At 71.2% G+C, this 20,546-nt stretch carries 20 protein-coding genes; 11 read left to right on the forward strand and 9 right to left on the reverse strand.

Going from position 1 to position 20,546, the window contains the following annotated elements:
* Positions 1-145 precede the first annotated feature (145 nt).
* Positions 146-1,414 (forward strand): sialidase family protein, encoded by a 1,269-nt coding sequence (locus tag OU415_RS02990; protein WP_270946954.1) that lies wholly within the window; start codon positions 146-148, stop codon positions 1,412-1,414.
* Between the two features lie 88 nt (positions 1,415-1,502).
* Here OU415_RS02990 and OU415_RS02995 read toward each other — a convergent pair whose 3' ends face one another.
* The 4 genes from OU415_RS02995 to OU415_RS03010 form a co-directional block, all read right to left on the reverse strand.
* A complete protein-coding gene (locus OU415_RS02995; protein ID WP_270946955.1) occupies positions 1,503-2,717 on the reverse strand; it encodes an alpha-hydroxy acid oxidase in 1,215 nt (404 codons plus the stop codon).
* 120 nt (positions 2,718-2,837) lie between these two features.
* On the reverse strand, positions 2,838-3,407 hold the full coding sequence (locus tag OU415_RS03000) for a phospholipase (protein WP_270946956.1): 570 nt from the start codon (positions 3,405-3,407) through the stop codon (positions 2,838-2,840).
* Positions 3,408-3,603: 196 nt separating this feature from the next.
* Positions 3,604-4,134, reverse strand: coding sequence for an amino-acid N-acetyltransferase (locus OU415_RS03005; RefSeq protein ID WP_270946957.1), 531 nt, complete (start codon positions 4,132-4,134; stop codon positions 3,604-3,606).
* A 37-nt stretch (positions 4,135-4,171) separates the two neighbouring features.
* A complete protein-coding gene (locus OU415_RS03010; RefSeq protein ID WP_270946959.1) occupies positions 4,172-4,678 on the reverse strand; it encodes an amino-acid N-acetyltransferase in 507 nt (168 codons plus the stop codon).
* Positions 4,679-4,827: 149 nt separating this feature from the next.
* Between OU415_RS03010 and rimO the strand changes: the two genes are divergently transcribed.
* The 7 genes from rimO to OU415_RS03045 all read left to right on the forward strand — a co-directional run bounded on the left by rimO (position 4,828) and on the right by OU415_RS03045 (position 11,353).
* Positions 4,828-6,267: a 30S ribosomal protein S12 methylthiotransferase RimO gene (gene rimO / locus OU415_RS03015; protein ID WP_270946960.1), complete on the forward strand. Its 1,440-nt coding sequence runs from the start codon at positions 4,828-4,830 to the stop codon at positions 6,265-6,267.
* Positions 6,264-6,878 (forward strand): CDP-diacylglycerol--glycerol-3-phosphate 3-phosphatidyltransferase, encoded by a 615-nt coding sequence (gene pgsA, locus OU415_RS03020; protein ID WP_270946961.1) that lies wholly within the window; start codon positions 6,264-6,266, stop codon positions 6,876-6,878. The genes rimO and pgsA overlap by 4 nt, the downstream gene beginning before the upstream one ends.
* Positions 6,875-7,366 carry a CinA family protein gene (locus OU415_RS03025; protein ID WP_270946962.1) on the forward strand — a complete coding sequence of 164 codons (492 nt, stop codon included), beginning with the start codon at positions 6,875-6,877 and terminating at the stop codon, positions 7,364-7,366. Before pgsA ends, OU415_RS03025 begins: the two co-directional genes overlap by 4 nt.
* 182 nt (positions 7,367-7,548) lie before the next feature.
* The gene (locus OU415_RS03030) at positions 7,549-8,007 is read left to right on the forward strand and encodes a helix-turn-helix domain-containing protein (protein ID WP_270946963.1); all 459 of its coding nucleotides are present in this window, start codon (positions 7,549-7,551) and stop codon (positions 8,005-8,007) included.
* Positions 8,008-8,289: 282 nt separating this feature from the next.
* Entirely contained in the window at positions 8,290-9,102 is an 813-nt protein-coding gene (locus tag OU415_RS03035) for a PspA/IM30 family protein (protein ID WP_270946964.1), read from the forward strand.
* Between the two features lie 11 nt (positions 9,103-9,113).
* Positions 9,114-9,932, forward strand: coding sequence for a phage shock envelope stress response protein PspM (gene pspM / locus OU415_RS03040; RefSeq protein WP_270946965.1), 819 nt, complete (start codon positions 9,114-9,116; stop codon positions 9,930-9,932).
* Positions 9,933-10,075: 143 nt separating this feature from the next.
* Positions 10,076-11,353, forward strand: a complete 1,278-nt coding sequence (locus tag OU415_RS03045; RefSeq protein WP_270946966.1) for a uracil-xanthine permease family protein — start codon at positions 10,076-10,078, stop codon at positions 11,351-11,353.
* On the opposite strand, the gene OU415_RS03050 is transcribed toward OU415_RS03045, so the two are convergent.
* Complete coding sequence (locus tag OU415_RS03050) at positions 11,341-11,991, reverse strand: LysE family translocator (protein WP_270946967.1); 651 nt, start codon at positions 11,989-11,991, stop codon at positions 11,341-11,343. The two genes, OU415_RS03045 and OU415_RS03050, sit on opposite strands and share 13 nt — an antisense overlap.
* 133 nt (positions 11,992-12,124) lie before the next feature.
* Complete coding sequence (locus tag OU415_RS03055; RefSeq protein ID WP_270946968.1) at positions 12,125-12,952, reverse strand: ParA family protein; 828 nt, start codon at positions 12,950-12,952, stop codon at positions 12,125-12,127.
* 177 nt (positions 12,953-13,129) lie between these two features.
* Between OU415_RS03055 and OU415_RS03060 the strand changes: the two genes are divergently transcribed.
* Together OU415_RS03060 and OU415_RS03065 are read left to right on the forward strand one after the other, a co-directional pair.
* Positions 13,130-13,855, forward strand: a complete 726-nt coding sequence (locus OU415_RS03060) for a class I SAM-dependent methyltransferase (RefSeq protein WP_270946969.1) — start codon at positions 13,130-13,132, stop codon at positions 13,853-13,855.
* Between the two features lie 283 nt (positions 13,856-14,138).
* Positions 14,139-14,555, forward strand: coding sequence for a DUF3040 domain-containing protein (locus tag OU415_RS03065; RefSeq protein ID WP_270946970.1), 417 nt, complete (start codon positions 14,139-14,141; stop codon positions 14,553-14,555).
* 177 nt (positions 14,556-14,732) lie between these two features.
* On the opposite strand, the gene OU415_RS03070 is transcribed toward OU415_RS03065, so the two are convergent.
* From OU415_RS03070 to OU415_RS03080, 3 genes are read right to left on the reverse strand one after another with little or no spacing between them, the layout of a single operon-like run.
* On the reverse strand, positions 14,733-16,982 hold the full coding sequence (locus tag OU415_RS03070; protein ID WP_270946971.1) for a transglutaminase family protein: 2,250 nt from the start codon (positions 16,980-16,982) through the stop codon (positions 14,733-14,735).
* Complete coding sequence (locus OU415_RS03075) at positions 16,979-18,223, reverse strand: DUF58 domain-containing protein (protein WP_270946972.1); 1,245 nt, start codon at positions 18,221-18,223, stop codon at positions 16,979-16,981. Before OU415_RS03075 ends, OU415_RS03070 begins: the two co-directional genes overlap by 4 nt.
* Positions 18,224-18,225: 2 nt before the next feature.
* Positions 18,226-19,236, reverse strand: a complete 1,011-nt coding sequence (locus OU415_RS03080) for an AAA family ATPase (RefSeq protein ID WP_270947112.1) — start codon at positions 19,234-19,236, stop codon at positions 18,226-18,228.
* A 621-nt stretch (positions 19,237-19,857) separates the two neighbouring features.
* Here OU415_RS03080 and mraZ point away from each other — a divergent pair.
* Positions 19,858-20,289 (forward strand): division/cell wall cluster transcriptional repressor MraZ, encoded by a 432-nt coding sequence (mraZ, locus tag OU415_RS03085; protein WP_270946973.1) that lies wholly within the window; start codon positions 19,858-19,860, stop codon positions 20,287-20,289.
* The last annotated feature ends 257 nt before the right edge of the window (positions 20,290-20,546 follow it).

Genomic DNA, 20,546 nt, shown 5'->3' on the forward strand with positions numbered 1-20,546 from the left:
GTTCCCATTTGATTCGCGCTACTCCGAATGCGCTCGTCGGATTGCGCTGAATGGAATTCTCGCGCGGTCCGAATTTCACGATCTTTGAGATAGTCTCCGGCGCGCTGACGGTATTCATCCCGCCGCGATTTCGTGAGGTTCGCGCATGCTGGTCCGGAAATTACGCGCTGTTCTGTCCGTTTCGCTGTCGGTGCTGCTGCTGGTCGGGTTCCAGCAGCTGGCGACCGGCGATCCGGGGCCAGGCGTCGAACCGTCCGATGTGGACCGCGGTGAGCTGGTGCGGGAAGGCGGCAGCAGCTATCCCCGGTTGGTGCGGCTGCAGAACTCCGGCGATGCGAACGGTCGGGTGCTGGTCAGCATGACGACCTACGCGGACAAGGCGGGTTTCGCCGTCATCTACGGCAGCGACGACGACGGCGCCACCTTCGAGCCCGTCGGCGAGATCCGCGACCCGGAAGGCGCGGACGAGAAGGGGATGTGCTGCTCGACGCTGTACGAACTGCCGCAGCAGGTCGGTGACATGCCCGCCGGGACGCTGCTGTGGGCGGGCACCGCCGGCGTCGGCGCGGATCCCGAGGAGCGGCGCAGCAGCATCCGCCTGTGGCGCAGCGACGACCACGGCAAGACCTGGAACTTCCTGTCCACCATCGTGCAAGCCCCGCAGGGACCGGGCGTCTGGGAACCGGAGTTCACCGTTTCCGAGCAGGGCGACCTGGTGGTCTTCTACTCCGACGACGGCGATCCGAAGCACGACCAGAAGATGGTCCAGATGCGCTCCGCCGACGGCCGGAACTGGACCGATCTGCGCGAGACGATCGTGAACGACAAGTTCACCGTGCGGCCCGGGATGGCCGGTGTGCGGAAGCTGCCGGACGGCACGTACGTGATGGGCTACGAGGTCTGCAACTACGACCCGGTGCACATCTGCACGATCTGGACGCGCAAGTCCCAGGACGGTTGGGACTTCGGCGACCCGTACGACCTGGGCACCGAGGTCGTGTCGGACACCGGCGGGCAGCCGCTGGGCACGCCGACCATCGCCTGGGCGCCGGGCCCGAACCCGAACGGCCGGATCCTGCTGGCCTACCAGATGCTGGCCAACGAGGGCGGCGGCTGGGCACCGGGCAACGGGCGCACGCTGCTGGTCAACGACGACCCGTCCGACCTGAGCCGCGGTTGGCGGGAGATCCCGTCGCCGGTGCAGATCAGCTACAACCAGGGCAGCGTGTGCCGGAACTTCAGCCCGACGCTGCTGCCGACCCGCGACGGCAAGTCGGTCATCCACGTCACCACGGACTTCGAGAAGTACATCGGCGGCCCCTGCGAGGCCTTCCACGCCACGGGTCCGATCGACGGCGCCACGACCGCCGCACCGCCGCAGGCCCACCCGATCGACCCGCGCCCCGACCGCTGAGCAGGTGAAGGGCCCTTTCGGCCTGCCCGCCAGCCGCCCCGAGGAAGCGCGGTATCGGCAGGTCGAAAGGGCCCTTCGCGTTGCGCGTTCAGCGGCGCAGCGTCGCGTGGGTGTGGTTCAGCTCGGAGATCGAGTGGACGCCGAGCAGCTGGAGGGTGCGGACGATCTCGGTGCGGAGGACGTCCACCGCCTTCTCGACGCCGCGTTCGCCACCGGCCATCAGGCCGTAGAGGTAGGCGCGGCCGATCAGGCAGGAGTCGGCGCCCAGGGCGATCGCGGCGACGATGTCCGCACCGCTGGTGATGCCGGTGTCCAGCATGATCTCCGCGCGGTCGCCGATCGCTTCGCGCACCGCGGGGAGCAGCTCCAGCATGGTCGGCGCCCGGTCGAGCTGGCGGCCGCCGTGGTTGGACAGGATCACGCCGTCCGCGCCCAGCTCGACCACGCGGCGGGCGTCGTCGGGGTTCTGGATGCCCTTGACGATCAGCGGACCGTCCCAGAGCTCGCGCAGCCACTCCAGGTCCGAGTAGTTCAGCGACGGGTCGAACATCGCGTTGATCAGGTCGTGCGCGGTGCCCGACCAGTGCTGGAACGACGCGAACGACAGCGGCTCGGTGGTGAGCAGGTTGAACCACCAGGCCGGGTGCATCGCACCGTCCACGATGGTCTTGAGCGTCAGCTCGGGCGGGATGGTCAGGCCGTTGCGGGTGTCGCGCAGCCGCGCACCGCCGACCGGGGTGTCCACCGTCAGCAGCAGCGCCTCGTAGCCCGATTCCTGCGCGCGCTGGACCAGGTCGCGGCTGGCCTCGCGGTCCTTCCACAGGTAGAGCTGGAACCACTTGCGGGCGTCCGGGGCCGCCGCGGCCAGGTCCTCGACCGAGGTGGTGCCCATGGTCGACAGCGCGTAGGGGATGCCGGCGCGTTCGGCGACGCGGGCCACCGCAGGCTCGCCCTCGTGGTTCATCATCCGCGTGAAACCGGTGGGGGCGAAGGAGAACGGCAGCTTCGAAGGGCGGCCGAGGATGGTGGTCGAGGTGTCCACCGACGACACGTCGCGCAGCACCGACGGGCGGAACTCGACGTTGCGGAAGGCGTGGCGCGCGCGGCGCAGGCTGATCTCGGCCTCGGCGGCGCCGTCGGTGTAGTCGAACACCGCGCGGGGAGTGCGCAGGCGGGCGATGGTCCGCAGGTCGGCGATGGAGTGCGCGGCGGACAGCCGACGCCTGGTGGGGTTGAACTGCGGTGGTTTGACCCGCAGGAGAGGACGCAGTTCGGACCAGCGCGGGAGTTGCCGCTTGACCATTCGAGCTCCCTTCGTCGCGCAGCGACGTTACCCCCGCGAACGAGTGCGGTGCGTGTGGTTTTCACCGCAGGAACCCAGCGGCAGCCCGGCCGTCCGAACAGGACGGCCGGGCCGGTGGCGTCAGCTGTTCGGCCCGAGGTGCACGACCTGGCCGGCTGCGTTGATCGCCTGGAACTTCGGCAGCTCGCCCGCGATGGTGGGCAGCTGCTGGATCTGCGCGTGCTCGACGGCTTCGGCGGTGGACCCGCTGACGCCGCCGAACTCCCGCACTGCGAAGTAGTAGATGTTCGCGGTGCCCTTGCAGGCCACGTTGGTCCCGCAGGCCGAGTACATGTCGGCGCGGAAGTTGTCGTCGATCTTGCGGCGGTTGGCCTCGGTGAACCGGTCCTGCTTCTTGTAGTTGCGGTAGCCGAAGTCGTGCCGGTCGCAGCTGGTGCGGAACTTGAAGCCCAGCGGCTCGTCGGGTGACATGGTGCAGCCGTCGGAGGACCAGTCGAGCTGGTCGGCGTGCGGCTGCTCGGCGCGGGTCTGGGTGAAGGCGTCCAGGGACAGCGAGAACAAGTACTCGTCGGTGGTGGCTCGCAGCTCACCGGGGCTGAGGTCGGCGTGCGCGGTGCCGGCGGTGAGCAGCAGCGCCCCGGCGGCGACGGCGCTGGTGACGAGGCCACGGCGAGCAGGGGATCGTTCCACGGCAGGGCTCCTCGGATCCGAAGTGATCACTCACCGTGTTATAGCCGTTACGAGTGATGTTCGCGGGGTACCTGAGCAACCTGCACGAGAAAGGTGGAACCGCTGCGGGGCCGGTCGGTGGCGCCACCGGGGCGTGCGGCCGCCGGTCGGACCCCGCCAGGCGCGGACCTGATCGGCGTCGACGACGGCGAAGAGCTCAGGTGAGGGTGAGGAGCATTCGGGTGTTGCCGAGGGTGTTGGGCTTGATGTTGGCCAGGTCGAGGAACTCCGCCACGCCCGCGTCGACCGAGCGGCGCATCTCCTCGTAGACCTCGGGGCTGACCGGCGCACCGTCGACGGTCTGGAAGCCGTGGCGGCCGAAGAAGTCCGTTTCGAAGGTCAGCACGAACAGCCGGGGCAGGCCCAGCTCGCGCGCCAGCTCCACCAGCCGGCGCACCAGCCGGTGCCCGATGCCGGAGCCCTTGACCGAGGGGTCGACGGCGACGGTGCGGATCTCGGCGAGGTCCTCCCACAGCACGTGCAGCGCGCCGCAGCCCACGATGCGGGCCGGCTGGTCGGCTTCGGTCAGCTCGGCGACCCAGAACTCCTGGATGTCCTCGTAGAGCGTGACGAGGTTCTTGGCCAGCAGGACCTCACCGGCGTAGGTGTCGACCAGGGCCTTGATCGCCTTGACGTCGGCGATCCGCGCCCGCCGAATTGCTATCGCCGACGACGCATAATCATTCATGGAGGCATAGTAGCGCCGCGGGCCGGTGGATCGCGCATCACGCGCCGAGGTGCAGCAGCATCCGCGTGTTGCCGAGGGTGTTCGGCTTGACGTGCGCCAGGTCGAGGAACTGGGCCACGCCCTCGTCCGGCGAGCGCCTGATCTCGTCGTAGACGTCGGGCGGAACCGGGGTGTCGGCGATCGGGAGGAAGCCGTGGCGGCCGAAGAAGCCGGTCTCGAAGGTCAGCACGAAGATCCGGGTCAGGCCGAGGTCGGCGGCTTCTTCGACGAGCCGGGCGACGATCGCGTGCCCGACGCCGCGACCCTTGGTCGTCGGGTCGACCGCGACGGTGCGGATCTCGGCGAGGTCCTCCCACAGCACGTGCAGGGCGCCGCAGCCGACGACCTCGCCGCCGGATTCGGCGACCCAGAACTCCTGGACGTCCTCGTAGAGCGTGACGAGTTCCTTGCCCAGCACCACCTTTCCCGCGTAGTGGTCGATCAGCGCCTTGATGGCGCGGACGTCGCGCACTCGGGCCGGGCGGATCTCTACCGGAGCATTCACGTTAGGTAAGCCTAACCACAATGATCGCTGCGGGGTATCGTCGCGGCCGTAATCTCGGCCACGGGCCGGGTGAACGTCTGCTGCGCGAGAAATCGGGGCGAACACCGGGTTCGAGCAGGGTGTCCGCACCCGGACGTTAGGCTCGAGGCATGTCAGCCGAGCAGAATCACCGCCGAGTCGCCATGGTCACGCTCGGTTGCGCGCGCAATGAAGTCGACTCCGAGGAGCTCGCCGGCAACCTGCACAGCCGCGGGTGGGACCTGGTCGACACCGAGGACGCCGCCGACGTCGTGGTCGTGAACACCTGCGGCTTCGTCGAATCGGCCAAGAAGGACTCCGTCGACACGCTGCTCGCCGCCTCCGACACCGGCGCGAAGGTCGTCGCCGTCGGCTGCATGGCCGAGCGCTACGGGTCCGAGCTCGCCGAGCACCTGCCGGAAGCCGACGCGGTGCTGGGCTTCGACCACTACGGCCAGCTCGCCGAGCGCCTCGACGACGTCCTCGAGGGCAAGGCGATCCAGGCGCACAAGCCGCAGGACCGCCGCAAGATGCTGCCGATCAGCCCGGTCTCCCGGCCCGCCGCGGCCGCCGACGTCGCGGTGCCCGGCCACGGCTGGGTGCCCGCCGCGCGCGCGGTGGCCCGCCGCCGCCTCGACGACTCGCCGGTCGCCGCGCTGAAGCTGGCCTCCGGCTGCGACCGCCGCTGCTCGTTCTGCGCCATCCCGTCCTTCCGCGGCTCCTTCCTGTCCCGGAAGCCGGAGGAGGTGCTGGGCGAGGCGATGTGGCTGGCCGAGCACGGCGCCAAGGAGCTGTTCCTGGTCAGCGAGAACTCCACCTCCTACGGCAAGGACCTCGCCGATCCGCGCGCCCTGGAGCTGCTGTTGCCGCGGTTGGCCGAGGTCGAGGGCGTCGAGCGCGTCCGCGTCTCCTACCTGCAGCCCGCCGAGACCCGACCCGGGCTGGTGCGCGCCATCGCCGGCACGCCGGGCGTCGCGCCCTACTTCGACCTGTCCTTCCAGCACTCCAGCGAGTCGGTGCTGCGGCGGATGCGCCGGTTCGGCTCCACCGAGTCGTTCCTGGAGCTGATCGCCCAGATCCGCGAGCTGGCGCCGGAAGCGGGCATCCGCAGCAACTTCATCGTCGGCTTCCCCGGCGAGACCGAGGAGGACTTCGCCGAGCTGCAGGACTTCCTCACCCGCGCCCGGCTGGACGCGGTCGGCGTGTTCGGCTATTCGGACGAGGACGGCACCGAGGCCTCCGAGTTCGCCGACAAGCTCGACTCCGACACCGTCGACGAGCGCGTCGAGAAGCTGTCCGACCTGGTCGACGAGCTGATCGCGCAGCGCGCGGAGGACCGCATCGGCACCGAGGTGCGGGTGCTGGTCGAGCGCATCGACGACGACGAGTGCGTCGGGCGTGCCGACCATCAGGGGCCGGAGGTGGACGGCGAGTGCATCGTCGCTGATGCTGGAGAGGTCGGCGTGGGCGATGTGCTGCGCTGCCGGGTCGTGGACAGCGAGGGCGTGGACCTCGTCGTCACCCCGGTGGGGAGCACGCCCGCGGAGGACCGGTCCGGGGAGCAACCATGACGGCCGATGGTGCGTCGTCCGATCCGCAGGTGGTGCGGGCGGAGCCGGTGCCCGTGGTCAACATCGCCAACGCGCTGACCGTGTCCCGGTTGGTGCTGGTGCCGGTGTTCCTGGTCGCCCTGTTCTGGAACGGCGGGCACGACGAGCTGTGGCGCTGGATCGCCACCGGCGTGTTCGCGCTGGCCTCGATCACCGACCGCATCGACGGCGACATCGCCCGCCGCCGCGGCCTGGTCACCGACTTCGGCAAGGTCGCCGACCCGATCGCGGACAAGGCGCTGACCGGTGCCGCGCTGATCGGGCTCAGCATCCTCGGCGATCTCGGCTGGTGGGTCACGCTGGTGATCATCGGCCGCGAGCTGGCCATCACGCTGCTGCGCTTCTGGGTCATCCGGCACGGCGTGATCGCGGCCAGCTACGGCGGGAAGATCAAGACGCTGCTGCAGGCGCTCGCGATCGGCCTGTACCTGCTGCCGTTCGGCGCCTGGGCCGACCTGCCGCGCTGGATCCTGATGGGCGCGGCGCTGCTCGTCACCGTCGGCACCGGGCTCGACTACGTGGTCCGGGCCATCCGGCTGCGCGCGGCGGGGCGGGCGAAGGCCGCCGCATGATCCTGGAGTCGATCGGACTGCCGTTCTCGCAGGTGGGCGAGCTGCTGGACACGCTGCGCAAGCGCGGTGAGACGGTCGCCACCGCGGAATCGCTGACCGCCGGGCTGGTCGCCGCTGCGCTGACCGACGTGCCCGGCGCCAGCGACGTGGTCCGCGGTGGGCTGGTCGTCTACGCCACCGATCTGAAGGCGGAGCTGGCCGGCGTCGACCGCGACCTGCTCGCCGAGCACGGCGCGGTGCACCCGCGGGTCGCGGAGCTGCTCGCCGACGGCGCGCGCACCCGGTGCCGGGCCGACTGGGGCATCGGGCTGACCGGCGTGGCGGGGCCGGATCCGCAGGACGGCGTGGCACCTGGGACCGTGCACCTGGGATTCGCCGGTCCCGGCGGCGCGACCGTGCACTCGGTGCGCTTGGCGGGGGACCGGCACCGCGTGCGGGCTGCGGCCGTTCGGGTGGCTCTGGAACACTTCGCGGACCTCTTGCGTTGATCCGGGAGGGTACCGTGCGCTGGCGGAACGCGGTGTCCTGCGGAACGAGCCCGGTCGATCACCGGACGTTCGCCCTCGGCGGACTTGTCCACGATCGTTCTCGTTCGGGCCGTCGGATGAGTAACGTAGGGAGCGTTCACGCGTGGTGCACGCGGTAGGCGACGAAGGAAGGGAGGCGCGCGATGACCGTATTGTTGCGGGAGGCGGTCGGTGAACGACTGCGCCGCGCCCGGACCGCACAGTCTCGGACGTTGCGGGACGTTTCGCGCGCTGCCCGGGTGAGCCTCGGATATCTCTCCGAGGTCGAACGGGGCCGCAAGGAGGCGTCCAGCGAACTGCTCGCCTCGATCTGCGACGCCCTCGACCTGCCGTTGCCGGAGCTGTTGGTGACCGTGGCCGGTGACCTGGACGAGACGATGGTCGTGCCGTCCGGTGTCGACCGCGCGGCGGATGCGGACCGCCTGGTGCCCAGCCTCATCGGCGCCGAGCTCACCGAGACCGAGATGGCCCAGCAGCAGCTGGCCGGTGCCGAGGCGGGCGACGGCGAGCCGCGCGCCTGCGCGGACCGCCTGCAGCCGGTGCTCAGCCAGCGCATCAGCGCACCCGTGCGCAAGCCGGGCGGCGTTGTAGTGGCGGCGTAAGGCCTCGTCAGGCAGGGTCGAAACCGAAAATTAGACGTCTGGTCGTGGGCGCTGGAACGGACCGTGTCCGTTTTGGTGCTCACGACCCTTTTTGGTACCCGGTGCGCGCCGCCCGGGGGTGGGCTGGTTCGATCTTAGGCGTGGCTCCGGGGCAATCCCGGAGATCTACCGTGTTTGGTGGAAGCGGACACAACTACCTGACACGATGGAACCAGCCGACACGCCCGGTGCGTTGTGTCGGCAGTGGGGCAGCCGAGCAGCAGAAGAAGGCAGGCGGAGGAGATGGCCAATCCGTTCGTGAAGGCGTGGAAGTACCTGATGGCGGCGTTCTCGTCGAAGGTGGACGAGCACGCCGACCCCAAGGTGCAGATCCAGCAGGCCATCGAGGAAGCCCAGCGGCAGCATCAGGCGCTTTCCCAGCAGGCCGCCTCGGTGATCGGCAACCAGCGGCAGCTGGAGATGAAGCTCAACCGCCAGCTCGGCGAGGTCGAGAAGCTGCAGGCGTCGGCCAAGCAGGCGCTGGTGATGGCGGACCAGGCGCGGGCCAACGGTGACGAGGCCAGCGCGCAGAAGTACGAGGAGACCGCGACCCAGCTGGCCAGCCAGCTGGTCACTGCGGAGCAGGGCGTCGAGGACCTCAAGACGCTGCACGACCAGTCGCTGGGTGCGGCTGAGCAGGCCAAGCAGGCCGTCGAGCGCAACGCCCAGGTCCTGCAGCAGAAGATCGCCGAGCGCACCAAGCTGCTCAGCCAGCTGGAGCAGGCGAAGATGCAGGAGCAGGTCTCGGCCTCCATGCGCCAGATGACCGAGGTCGCCGCGCCGGGCAACACGCCGTCCCTGGACGAGGTGCGCGACAAGATCGAGCAGCGCTACACCACCGCGCTCGGCCAGGCGGAGCTGGCGCAGAACAGCGTGCAGGGCCGCATGATGGAGGTCGAGCAGGCTTCCATCGACGCCGCCGGTGCCAGCCGGCTCGCGCAGCTGCGCGCTTCGATGGGTTCGGGCCAGCAGCAGATCTCCGGTGGTGCGCAGGCTCCGGCCGAGCCGGCCACCAACCCGCAGCAGCAGCAGAACCCGCAGGCCGGTCAGGCCTGAGCGAGCGCAGGGTGGGGGCGTCGCGGAAGAACGAGCTGGCGCAGCTGGGCGAAGCCGCGCTCGAGCAGCTGCGCGGCCCCGTCCTGTCCGAAGTCCGCCGGAAGATCGCCAGGTGGCGTGATCCGCGGGCGCGGGCTCTGCGCCAGCGCAAACGCGTCAAGCGGACCGCCACGGCCAGCGCTGCGGGTGCAGGAGTGTTCGGCGCCGGGGCGGTGACCTCGGCGTCCGCCCCGGTGCTGTGGGAGTGGGGCGGATCCGTTGGTTTCTTCCTGCAGGACGTGACGACGTTCGGGCTCGGTGGCCTCGCTGTGATCGGCGGGGCCACCGCTGTCGGTGCGGGCGTGAAGTACCGGCGCCTCAAGAGGACACCGCTGCCCGAGGCGCCGCCGGAGCCGGTTGCGCTGCCGGCGTCCGGATCGGCTGCCCGGGCGCCGATGCAGCGCTTGCGCGATGCCGAGCAGAGCTTGCACGGAGCCCTGCAGCAGCTGACGTCGGCGGGCGCGGGCAGCGCCGCAGCCGACGCGCGCGGAACCGCGGACAGCGCGGCAGCGGAGCTGCGGCGGGGCGCGGAGCGGCTGGTCGCCGTGGAAGCGGCGATCCCGCACGCGCCGGCGGGGGAGCGGGCCGCGTTGCGGTCGGACGTCGAGCGGCTCCGCCAGGAGCTCGACGAGGGCGTTGACGGGTACGGCGCGCTGGTGGCCGCTGCGGGACGCGCGGTCGCGGCCAGCGGGGCGTCCGAGCAGAAGCACCTGTTGCAGGACGCAACCGACCGGTTGGCCGGGTTGGCTGACGGGTTGCGGGAGCTGTTCGGTCCGGAGAGGCGCGAGTAGATCCGTGCGACACGCCATCATCGCTGGTAGCGATGGTTCTGCTGGTGCACGTCTTGATTGTGCGATGCGAAATAGTAATCTTCCCTCGTCATCACAGGCCGTGACATGAGACCCGCCTGATCGGGTGAGTCGGGGGAGGCGACGTGGCGTTGTGGACCGTGCACGGCAACGGTCGACGCCTCGTGCGCGATGCCGTGGTGGCCTCCGAAGAGCGGCTGAGCTGGCCGTTGACCATCGGTTTCGGCGTCCAGCACCTGCTCGCGATGTTCGGCACAACGACGTTGGTGCCGCTGCTCACCGGGTTCCCGGTCGGCACCACGCTGCTGCTGTCAGGCCTCGGGACCCTGCTGTTCCTCCTGTTCACCCGCAACCGCGTGCCCAGCTACCTGGGTGCCTCGGTGGCCTTCGTGGTCCCGCTGAACGCCGCCGCGAAGGAGGCCGGAGCGACTCCGGCCGCGCTGCTCGGCGGCATCGTCGTGGTCGGCATCGTGGTGTTCAGCGTCGGCGTGGCGGTCAAAGCGCTCGGCGTGCGGTTGCTGGAGACGGCGATGCCGCCGGTGGTGACCGGCGCGATCGTGCTGATGATCGGGTTGAGCCTCGCCCCGCAGTCGGTGTCGTCCTTCGACCAGCAGCGGGTGCCTGCCGCGCTGACCCTGGGCACGGTCGTGCTGCTGATCGTGATCAGCCGGGGTATGGCGGCGCGGATCGCGGTGCTGATCGGCGTGCTGGTCGGCTGGTGCTACGCCGCGATGTCCGGTCGGCTCGTGCCGGAGCGCCTCGCGGAGCTGGCCGACGCGCCCTGGGTCGGTCTGCCGCAGCTCATCGCGCCGCAGGTGCACGTCGCGGTGATGCCGTTCGTGCTGCCGCTGGTGATCGTGCTGGTCGCCGAGCACGTCGCGCACCTGAAAGCGGTGGCGGCGATGAGCGGGCGCGACCTCGACCCGCACGTCGGCGATGCGCTGATCAGCGGCGGGCTGGCGACCACGCTGGCGGGGGCGGCCGGTGGATCGTCGCTGAGCAGCTACGCGCCGAACGTCGGCGTGATGGCGGCGACCCGGGTGTACTCCACGGCGGCCTGCATGGTGGCCGCGATCGCGGCGGTGGTGCTGTCGTTCTCGCCGAAGCTGGCGGCCCTGATCAACACCATCCCGATGGGCGTGCTCGGCGGGGCGACGCTGGTGCTGTTCGGGATGCTGGCCCTGGTGGGCGTGCGGATCTGGCTGGACGCGCGGGTGGACTTCGCGGACCCGGTGAACCTGGTGGTGCTGGGCACCGCGGTGATCGCCGGAGTCGGCGACCTGACGCTGCACGTCGGGGAGCTCCGCGTGACGGGCATCGTCTGGGGCTCGGTGGGCATCGTCCTGGTCTACCCGCTGCTGCGCAGCATCGCCGACAGCCGCAACCGGGCTCAAGAAGCCTGACGGTCAGCCCTGGATCGCGAGCTTGAGGCCCAGACCGACCAGGACTGTCGCCGTGATCCGGTCCAGCCATGCGCGCACCCGGCGCCGCTGGAACAGCGCTCGTGCGCGGCCGGCGACCCACACCAGCGCGGTCGACCAGAGCAGGCCGATGGAGATGTGCGTGGCCACCAGCAGCGGACCCAGGTGAACGCGGCAGCGCCCGCGGGCAGGAACTGCGGCAGCAGGCTGATGTAGAACACGCCGACCTTGGGGTTGAGCAGGTTCGTGGTCAGCCCGGAGCGCAGCGCGGTCCAGCTCGTCAAGTTCGCCGGTGCGGCCGGAACGTCCTCGGTCTGCGCGACCTGGTTGCGCGGCAACGACTTCCAGAGCGCCGAACCGCCCAGCCACAGCAAGTACGCGGCACCGGCCACCCGCACGACGTCGTAGGCCAGCTGGGACGCGGTGAGCAGCGCGGTCAGCCCGGCGATGCTCGCGGTGCCCCAGACCAGGCAACCGAGGTTGATGCCGAGGAACGTCGCCACCCCGGCCCGGCGCCCGCCCAGCAGCGAGTGCCGGAGGATCAACATCGTGTCCAGCCCGGGCGTCAGCACTCCGATCACCGCGACCAGCGCAAAGGCAGTGAAAGTCGTCGTGCTCACGGTGCCGCCTCTCCGCGATTCACAGTGGTGGTTGCGTTCTGCTTGATCCTGCGGTTTCGCGGTTTCTTGTGGCTGGGTTGCGTCACGGTCCCCTGAGGTGCGGTTGAGCAGGGGTGGGGTTGGTGCAGGGGACTCATTCGTCGTCGTCCTCGTCCACCTCGTCGTCCGCGCGTTGTTTGCGGCCGGCGCGGAGTGCGCGGGCGAGGACCAGGTTGAAGGCGAGCGCCACTTCTCGCGCGCCCGGCGTGCCCCACTGGTGGATCGGCATGCACGCGCCTTGGGCCTGCTGCACGGCCAAGCGGTCCGGCAGGGCGACGGGCATGACCAGCGGGCCGAAGATGTCGCGCAGTTCGTCGATGCGGAACTGGTGCTCGTGCGACCGAGGCCGCACCCGGTTCACGATCACGCCGAGCGGCTGCAGCTTCGGGTTGGTGGACTTGCGCTCGGCCTGCACCGCCTCGAAAGCCCGCTGCACGCCGGAAACCGCGAAGATCGTCGGTTCGGTCACCAGCAGCGCCCGGTCCGCGGCGACCAGCGCGGAGCGGGTCAGGCGGCCGAGCGAAGGCGGGCAGTCCAGCAGGACCAGCTGGTAGGGCAGCTCACCGTCCTCGATCAGACCGTCCAATGCGGACAGTGCGGTGGTCAGCCGGGACAGGTGCTCGTCGTCGTGGTGCCCGTTGTGGCTCTCGGCGTCCTCGGAACCGACCAGGACGTCGACCTCCTCGCCCCACGAGCTGCCGGTCACGGCCGCCCGCAACACCTCCGGGCTCGGATCGGCGAGCACATCGCTGAGCCCCTTGGCGGTCTCCGCGGGCTCCAGGCACGAGGTCGCGTTGCACTGCGGATCGAGGTCGACGACCAGCGTCCGAACGCCACGACGCATGGCGGCTGAGGCGAGACCGAGCACCACGGTCGTCTTCCCCACACCGCCTTTGAGGCTCAGCACTGCCACGGTCTGCACGCACGTAGCCTACGTAACCCGAAACCGCCCAAGAACCAGTCCTGGGATTTCGCCGACCGATTCCACTGGTTGCTCCGCTCCGCGGTGCAAGTGGCGGAACCTCGGAGGCCGCCCGGCTGCCGGGAACAGGGCTGGTCGGCTGAGAGGGGGCGGCGACCCGGCATTACGCTGCTAGGCATGAGATCCGACGCCGTCCACCAGGTGCTGGAAACCGAACTCGCCGACGCCCGGCGGCGACGTGGCGGGGAACCGCCGCGCGTGCTCGACGTCGGTGGCGGCAGCGGGGTTTGGGCGGTGCCGCTGGCTTCCGCGGGATGCGCGGTGACGGTGGTGGATCCGAGCCCGAACGCGCTGGCCACGCTCCAGCGGCGGGCCGACGACGCCGGGGTGGCCGACCGGATCACACCGCTGCAGGGAGACACGGACGCGTTGTCGGCGCTGAGCCCGGAGGGCGGTGCGGACCTGGTGCTCGCGCACGGCCTGCTGGAGGTCGTCGACGACGTCGCAGCGGCGGTCTCCGCGCTGGCCGCCGCGACCGCGCCGGGCGGCGTGCTGTCCGTGCTGGTCGCCAACCGCTACGCGACGATCATCGCGCGGGCGCTGGCCGGCCGGGTCTCCGATGCGCTGCAGCTGCTCCAGGACGCCGACGGCCGGCTCGACGCCGCCTCGGACACCCTCCAGCGGCGGTTCGACGTCGACGGTCTCGAACAGGTGTTGACCGCCGGTGGGCTGAAGGTCGAGCTGATCCAGGGGCAGGCCGTGCTCAGCGATCTGGTGCCCGGCTCGGTGCTCGACAACAACCCGCGGGCGGCCGACGAGATGGCCGAACTGGAGCGGATCGCGGCCGTGCAGCCGCCGCTGCGCGACATCGCCACCCGCCTGCACGCCGTCGCCCGCGCCTGATCGTCCGTCGCCCGGTGTGCCGCCTGGATCGGTCGCGGACCGCATATCGGCCGGGTGAGCTGGGACGATGCGTTCCGGGCGGGGAGCGGGCGCGACGAGATCGCTGCCCCGAGGGGATGATGTCGGCAACCTCGCACAGCTACCTGCCAGGACCGGGTAGTACTCGCGTCGCCGGAACCGTATCCTCAGTGGTGACGCCCCCAAGCGTTCGCCGGTCCCCAGCCGAGGTGAGTCGATCACTCCGGTCCGGCGCCACTGAGACCCCTGTGCCGGAGGAGGAGTCATGCCACTCTCCGAGCACGAGCAGCGACAGCTCGAACAAATCGAGCGCGCGCTCTACGCCGAGGACCCCAAGTTCGCCTCCACCGTGCGCGGAGGACGGCTGCAACGCCCATCCCGACGTCGTCGACTGCAGGGCATCGCAGTCTTCGTGCTGGGGTTGGCCTTGCTGGTCATCGGTGCGGTGATCCCGGCTCTGCGGCCGGCCGACATCCCCGTGTTGAGCGTGGTCGGCTTCCTCGTGATGTTCGGCGGAGCAGTGATCGTCCTGTCCGCGTTGCGCGGAGGTGGGGACGACAACGAACCGGTGCCGGAGAACGGTGGTGGGCGCCCGAAGCGGGGCTCGAACCGCGGCAGCGCCGGACGGAGCTCCTTCGCCCAGCGCATGGAAGAACGCTTCCGCAAACGCTTCGAGCAGTAAGACCTCCGAACGAGCGATGATCGCCGCCAGGCCACGCACCTGGCGGCGATCATCGCTTCGTGCTGCCCGGACCCCGTGAGCACTTCGTGGTGCTCTGGCCCCGGAAAGTGCTCACGGCCCACCACCTGCCGAAATGCCGCCCGTACAGCCAGGTTCGGACTTCCGCGCCACCGCGGGTCAGGGCTGGGGGCGGAGGAGCTGCAGGACCGAGCGGGGGAAGGCTCGGGAGCGGAGGTCGAGCGGGCTCGCCCGGCGGAGGCTGTCGAGGACGGTCCGCAGCGTTTCCGGCAGGGACTCGTCGGACCGGCCGTTCGCCGAGTACCACTCGCGTTCGACCGCCACGACCAGCGCCCGCATCGCCTTCGCCCCGGACTCGTCGAGGGCGTGGTGCTCGAGCAGCTTCGTCGCGACCTGGCGGGCCGTGTCCGTCGCGGCCGGCTGAGCTCCGCGGTCCCGGAACTCGTCGAGCACTTCCTGCCAGGCCAAACCGGCCGATCCCGCCGCTCCGCCGGAGATCGCGCGCACGCGCTGCCGCCGCCGCACCTCGCGCACCACGGCCGGAGCCGCGAGCAGCGCGAGGGCGAGGACCAGGACGCCGATGGCGATCGGCCACGGGTTGCTCTGCTCGGTCTCCCGCGGATCCACCGGGGCCGGGCGGGCGCCCTGGTCGTCCTGCGGGCCGCCGCCGGGGGTGGAACCGTCGGTGGGCGGCGTGCTCGGCTGCGCCGGGTCGGGGGCCGACGACGGCTGCTGGGCCGGGTGCAGCTCGCTGTTCAGGTACTGCGGCAGCGCGGACCGGCCGTCGCTGAGCGGCGTCGGGTCGAAGGTCTGCCAGCCCCAGCCGGGGAAGTAGGCCTCCACCCAGGCGTGCGCGTCCTCGGTGGTGATCACCCGCTCGTCGCCCTGCCGGTAGCCCGCGGTGAACCCGATGGCCACCCGCGACGGGATGCCGACCGCGCGCAGCAGGGCCGCCATCGACGAGGCGTACTGCTCGCAGAACCCGCGCTTGCCGCGGAAGAGGAACTCCGAGAGCGCGTCGCCGCCGCCCGCCGGGGCGGTCTGCAGGTCGTAGCGGAACCCGTTGCTCGGATCGGTGAAGTACCGGTTGAGCGCGACCGCCTTGTCGAACTCGGTGCCCGCGTCCGCGGTCAGCCGCTGCGCCAGGTCGGTGACCTGCGGTGGGATCCCCGTGGTGTCCAGGTACTCCGGCGCCACCCGCATCGGGCCCCGCGCATCGCGCAGCTGCTCCGGGGTCGGCTTGGGCACGACCAGCTGCTGGACGTAGGGGCGGCTCTCCTGGTTGGTCTGGGTGAAGACGATCCCGGAGGCCGGGTCGTAGCGCCAGTTCACGCCCATCCCGGACAGGAAGCGCGGCACGCCGAACACCGGCAGCCACGGGTCCCGGTAGCCGATGGGCTGGATCTCGACCCGCTGGGCGTCGCCCTCGCCGATGTCGGTGCCCTCCGGCAGCGGGAGCTGGGCGTTGGCCTCGACGCCCTGCGTCAGGCCCTCCAGCTCCCAGCCGCGCTCCGGGTCGAACTTGCGCAGCGTCAACGCGCGCAGGTACGTCGGCTCCTTCAGGCCGCGGACGCGGAAGAGCTCCACCTCCTTGTCCCGGTTGAGCTGGCCGCGCAGCGAGGTGAACGGCTGCAGCCCTATCCCGTCGGTCCCGCCGAACTGCTCGGGCACCGATCCGGGCAACCGGCCCTCGGTTCCGACGCCGGTGAACACCACGCCGGTGAGCAGCGCGATCACCCCGGCCGTCCCGGCCACCGCGGTGCTGGTGGGGCCGAACAGGGCGCGCGTGACCTGCTCGCGGTCCTCGTGCCTGCGCCACCGGCGGTGCTGACCGCCCGAGGCGAGCAGCACGGCGAAGCCGACGCCACCGGCGACGAAGGTCCACCACGGCAGCATGGTGTCGGACAGCGATGCGGGGATCGCGAACACGCACAGCAGCAGCAAGCCGCTGACCGCCGGGCTGCGCAGACCCACCACGACCAGGTCGACGACGATCGCGACCAAGCCCAGCCCCAGGCAGACCAGGGCCTGCAGGGCGGGCTCGGCGGGGACCGGTGGAACACCGGTGCGCACCACGTCAGCAGCACCGGACAGCAGCTCGCCGAGCTCGGAGATCGCGGCCGGTCCGGGCAGCAGTCCGAGCACGGCGTGCTCGGCGAACTGGGAGCTGAGCACCACCAGCACCCCGGCCACCTGGGTGGAGGCGGTCGCGTAGAGCGGCCAGTGCAGCCGTCGCCCCAGCACCCCGAGGGCTGCCACGACGACGACCACGAGCAGCGCGGGGAACACCCACCGGCTGTCGGCCAGCACCCCGGCGAACGACGTCGACGCGCACAGCACCGAGAAGGCAGCGGCGGCCGTGGCCACCAGCGACGTGTCGATCGCGGCCACCATCCGGCGCTCGGTCACGGCAGCACCTCCGATTCCGGCGCGGTGGAGGTGCGGCACAGGTCCTGCCAGATCTCGCCGATCGAGGTGTTCGGGCCGGACGCGACGACCGCGGTCCAGCCCGCCGCGCGCAGCCTACGGGCGGCCGGTTGCGGGTCGTAGCCGCCGTCGCCGTTCCAGGCGCCGACGTCGAGCAGCACCACGAGGCTGCGGGTCTCCTGCGGGCGGAGCTTGGTCAGCTCGTCCACCGCCGCGGGCGTGGCCTCGCCCAGCACCGCGATCAGCTCCTGCCCGGAACCGGGGTCGTGGCTGAACACCAGGTCGCGCTGAGACGACGCGCGCACCGCCGCCAGCGCGTCCAGCACCGCGTCGTCGTACCCGTCGCCGGAGGTCGCAGCACCGGCGGCCAGCTGCGCGCCGTCCTCGGTGCTCACCTGCACCTGCTGCCCGTGCTGGTGCAGGTGCAGGCAGAAGCTGGCCACCGCGGAGACCGCCCACTCCAGGCTGCTGCGCGCGCCGCTGCCGCGGTGCGCCGCCGAGCGCCGGTCGAGCAGCACCGTCACGCCTGCGTGCCAGGGGCGTTCCTCGACGCGCACCATCAGCTCGTCGCGGCGCGCGGTGGACTTCCAGTGCACGCGGCGGATGTCGTCGCCGTGCCGGTACTGCCGCACCACCGCGTCGTCCTCGCCGTGCCCGGCGCGCAGCCGGGTCGCGCCGTCCTCGCCGGTGCCCAGCCCGGAACCGGCGGGCAGCCCGTTCAGCGCGACGACCTCCGGCACCGCGACGAGCCGGCTGCGACCGGCCAGCTCCCGCTCGAACTCGGCCAGCCCGAAGGGGTCGTCGATGCTGGTGCGCAGCGGCCCGATCTGGTGGACGCCGCGCAGCACCGGCGACACCGGGTACTCCAGGACCGCGCCGCCGTGCTTGGGCACCGCCTCCAGCTGGAACCGGTGCCGCCCGCCGAGCGCGTGGGGCGTGTTGTCCTCCAGCATCAGCCCGCCGATCGGCATCCGGCCGCTGGCGGAGACGTGCAGCTGGACGGTGGCCCGGCCACCGACCGGGATCCGCGCGGGCACCACTTCGCGCCGGGCGGCGACGCCGAACCGGGTTCGGCTGGTGAGCAGCAGGGCCAGCAGCGGCAGCGCGATCACGAACGCCGAGACCCGCAGGAGGTCCCGCTCGTCGAGGACCAGCGCGCAGATGCCGGCGGCCACGCCCGCCGCCAACAAGCAGCGCCCGCGGATGGTCAGGCCGGAGAGCATCCTTACCTGCGTTCGCGTTCGGTGTCGCCGCGCGGCACCGGAGTCCGGCTCAGCAGCTGGCGCACCAGTTCGGTCGTCGAGCGGCGCGCGGCGCGGGCCTCGCTGGTCAGCACCAGCCGGTGGGCCAGCACCGGGATCGCGACCGCCTGCACGTCGTCGGGGATCGCGAAGTCGCGCCCGGCCAGCGCGGCCTGCGCGCGAGCGGCCCGCACCAGCTGCAGCGTCGACCGGGGCGAGGCGCCCAGCCGCAGCTCGGGCAGCTGGCGGGTCGCGGTCACCAGCGCGACCGCGTAGCGGCGGATCTCGCTGGAGACGTGCACCTCGCGCACGGCTCGCAGCAGGTTCTGCACCTCGGCGCCGTCGGCGACCGGGCGCAGGTCGGCCAGCGGGTCGTGCCCGGCGTGGTCGTCGACCATCGCCAGCTCGGCCTCGACGTCCGGGTAGCCGATCGACACCCGGGCGGTGAAGCGGTCCCGCTGGGCTTCCGGCAGCGCGTAGGTGCCTTCCATCTCGATCGGGTTCTGGGTGGCGATGACCATGAACGGCGAGCTCAGCGGGTAGGTCTCGCCGTCGACGGTGACCTGCTTCTCCTCCATGCACTCCAGCAGCGCGGACTGCGTCTTGGGGGAGGCGCGGTTGATCTCGTCGCCGACCACCACGTTGGCGAACACCGGACCGGGGCGGAACTCGAAGTTCTCGGTCTGCCGGTTGTACACCGACACGCCGGTGATGTCGCTGGGCAGCAGGTCGGGGGTGAACTGGATGCGGCTCACCGTGCAGTCGATGGACTTGGCCAGCGCCTTGGCCAGCGAGGTCTTGCCGACCCCGGGCACGTCCTCGACCAGCAGGTGGCCTTCGGCGAGCATGGTGACCAGCGCCACCCGGACCACCTCGGGCTTGCCCACCAGCACCTGCTCCACGTTCGCGGCGATGCGCTGAACGGTGCTGTGCAGCTGGTCCACGTCGGGCTTCTCCGGCGAGTCGCCGTCGTCGGTCGCCGGGGCACCGGACAGCTCAGTCCTGGGCGTCACGCCACCTCCTGGTCGTCGCGGTGCCCGGGGAGGCCCGAGCGGGTTTCCACCGCCACTCGCGGGGCGCCCGCACGAGCGGGAAGCGCGCGAGTGCCGCTCAAGACGCCTCCATGTGCTCTGCCGGGCAGACCCCGCACCCGGTGCTCGGCCGATGGCAGGTCCGGGGCGGCGTGCACGTGCAGTGTGCCAAACCGGTGGGGTCCGGCGGGACACCCGCACCGATGCGGTGCCGGCCGCCCCACTCCTCCCCACCGATCGGTCGAGATCGGGGTCCGGGCGGGACGGGCACTGAGCATAACCGCGCACCCGAAGGGGTTGATCAAGGTCGGCCCTGCGAAACCCCCCACTTCGGACCCACCGGGCACTACCTGCGCAAACGGGGTCGGCGGGGGTTGCCGGGACGGGGTGATTCGTGTTGACGGTGGAGCGAAGTGGGGTACTGTGGGGCGAGGTGGGGCAAACGGGGGTCCCGCCGCTTTCGCCGGGCGCCGCTGATCACGGCCGGTGAGGGTTTCGGCCCGGGCGGTTCGCCCGGGGCGGAGTGCCGCTGCGGCGGGTCCGGGGCGCAGGACGAGCGGCCCGGGGCGGGGGAGGTGCACCGGGATGTTTCTCGGTACCCATCACCCGAAGCTCGACGACAAGGGGCGCTTGACGCTGCCGGCGAAGTTCCGGGAAGCCATGGCGGGGGGGTTGATGGTCACCAAGGGACAGGACCACTGCCTCTACGTCTTCCCGCGCGACGAGTTCGAGCAGATGGCGCGCAAGGTCGCCGAGGCCCCGTTCACCAACGAGGCGGTCCGCGCCTACCAGCGCTACCTGTTCGCCGGGACCGACGAGCAGGAGCCGGACGGCCAGGGCCGCATCAAGATCGCCACCGAGCTGCGCCGCTACGCCGGGCTGACCAAGGAGTGCGTGGTCATCGGCGCGATCAACCGGTTGGAGATCTGGCAGGCGGAGAGGTGGCAGAGCTACCTCGACGACCACGAGGAGGGCTATGCGCAAGCGCGCGAGGAGGTGTTGCCGGGCGTCTTCTGATCGGTGCGCGTGTTGACAGCGGGGGATTCGGGTTTCGTGAGGCCTCGGTCCGCTCGGCTATCGCATGCCTGGTGCATCTTCCCCGGCACCAGGACGCGACGGGCGGGCGGGGACCTGACGGGATCCGGACGTCCACACGAGACACTGGGATGCCAGAACATGTCCAGCCGGATCCCGGCACCGCCGAGCCCCTGAGCGGGCCGGCAATACCGACATCGCCACGCGCGGGCCTGCGGGCCCGCGCGTGCCGGTTGGCG

The organism is Saccharopolyspora oryzae (assembly GCF_027853915.1).
In the GTDB taxonomy this organism is placed as follows: domain Bacteria; phylum Actinomycetota; class Actinomycetes; order Mycobacteriales; family Pseudonocardiaceae; genus Saccharopolyspora; species Saccharopolyspora oryzae.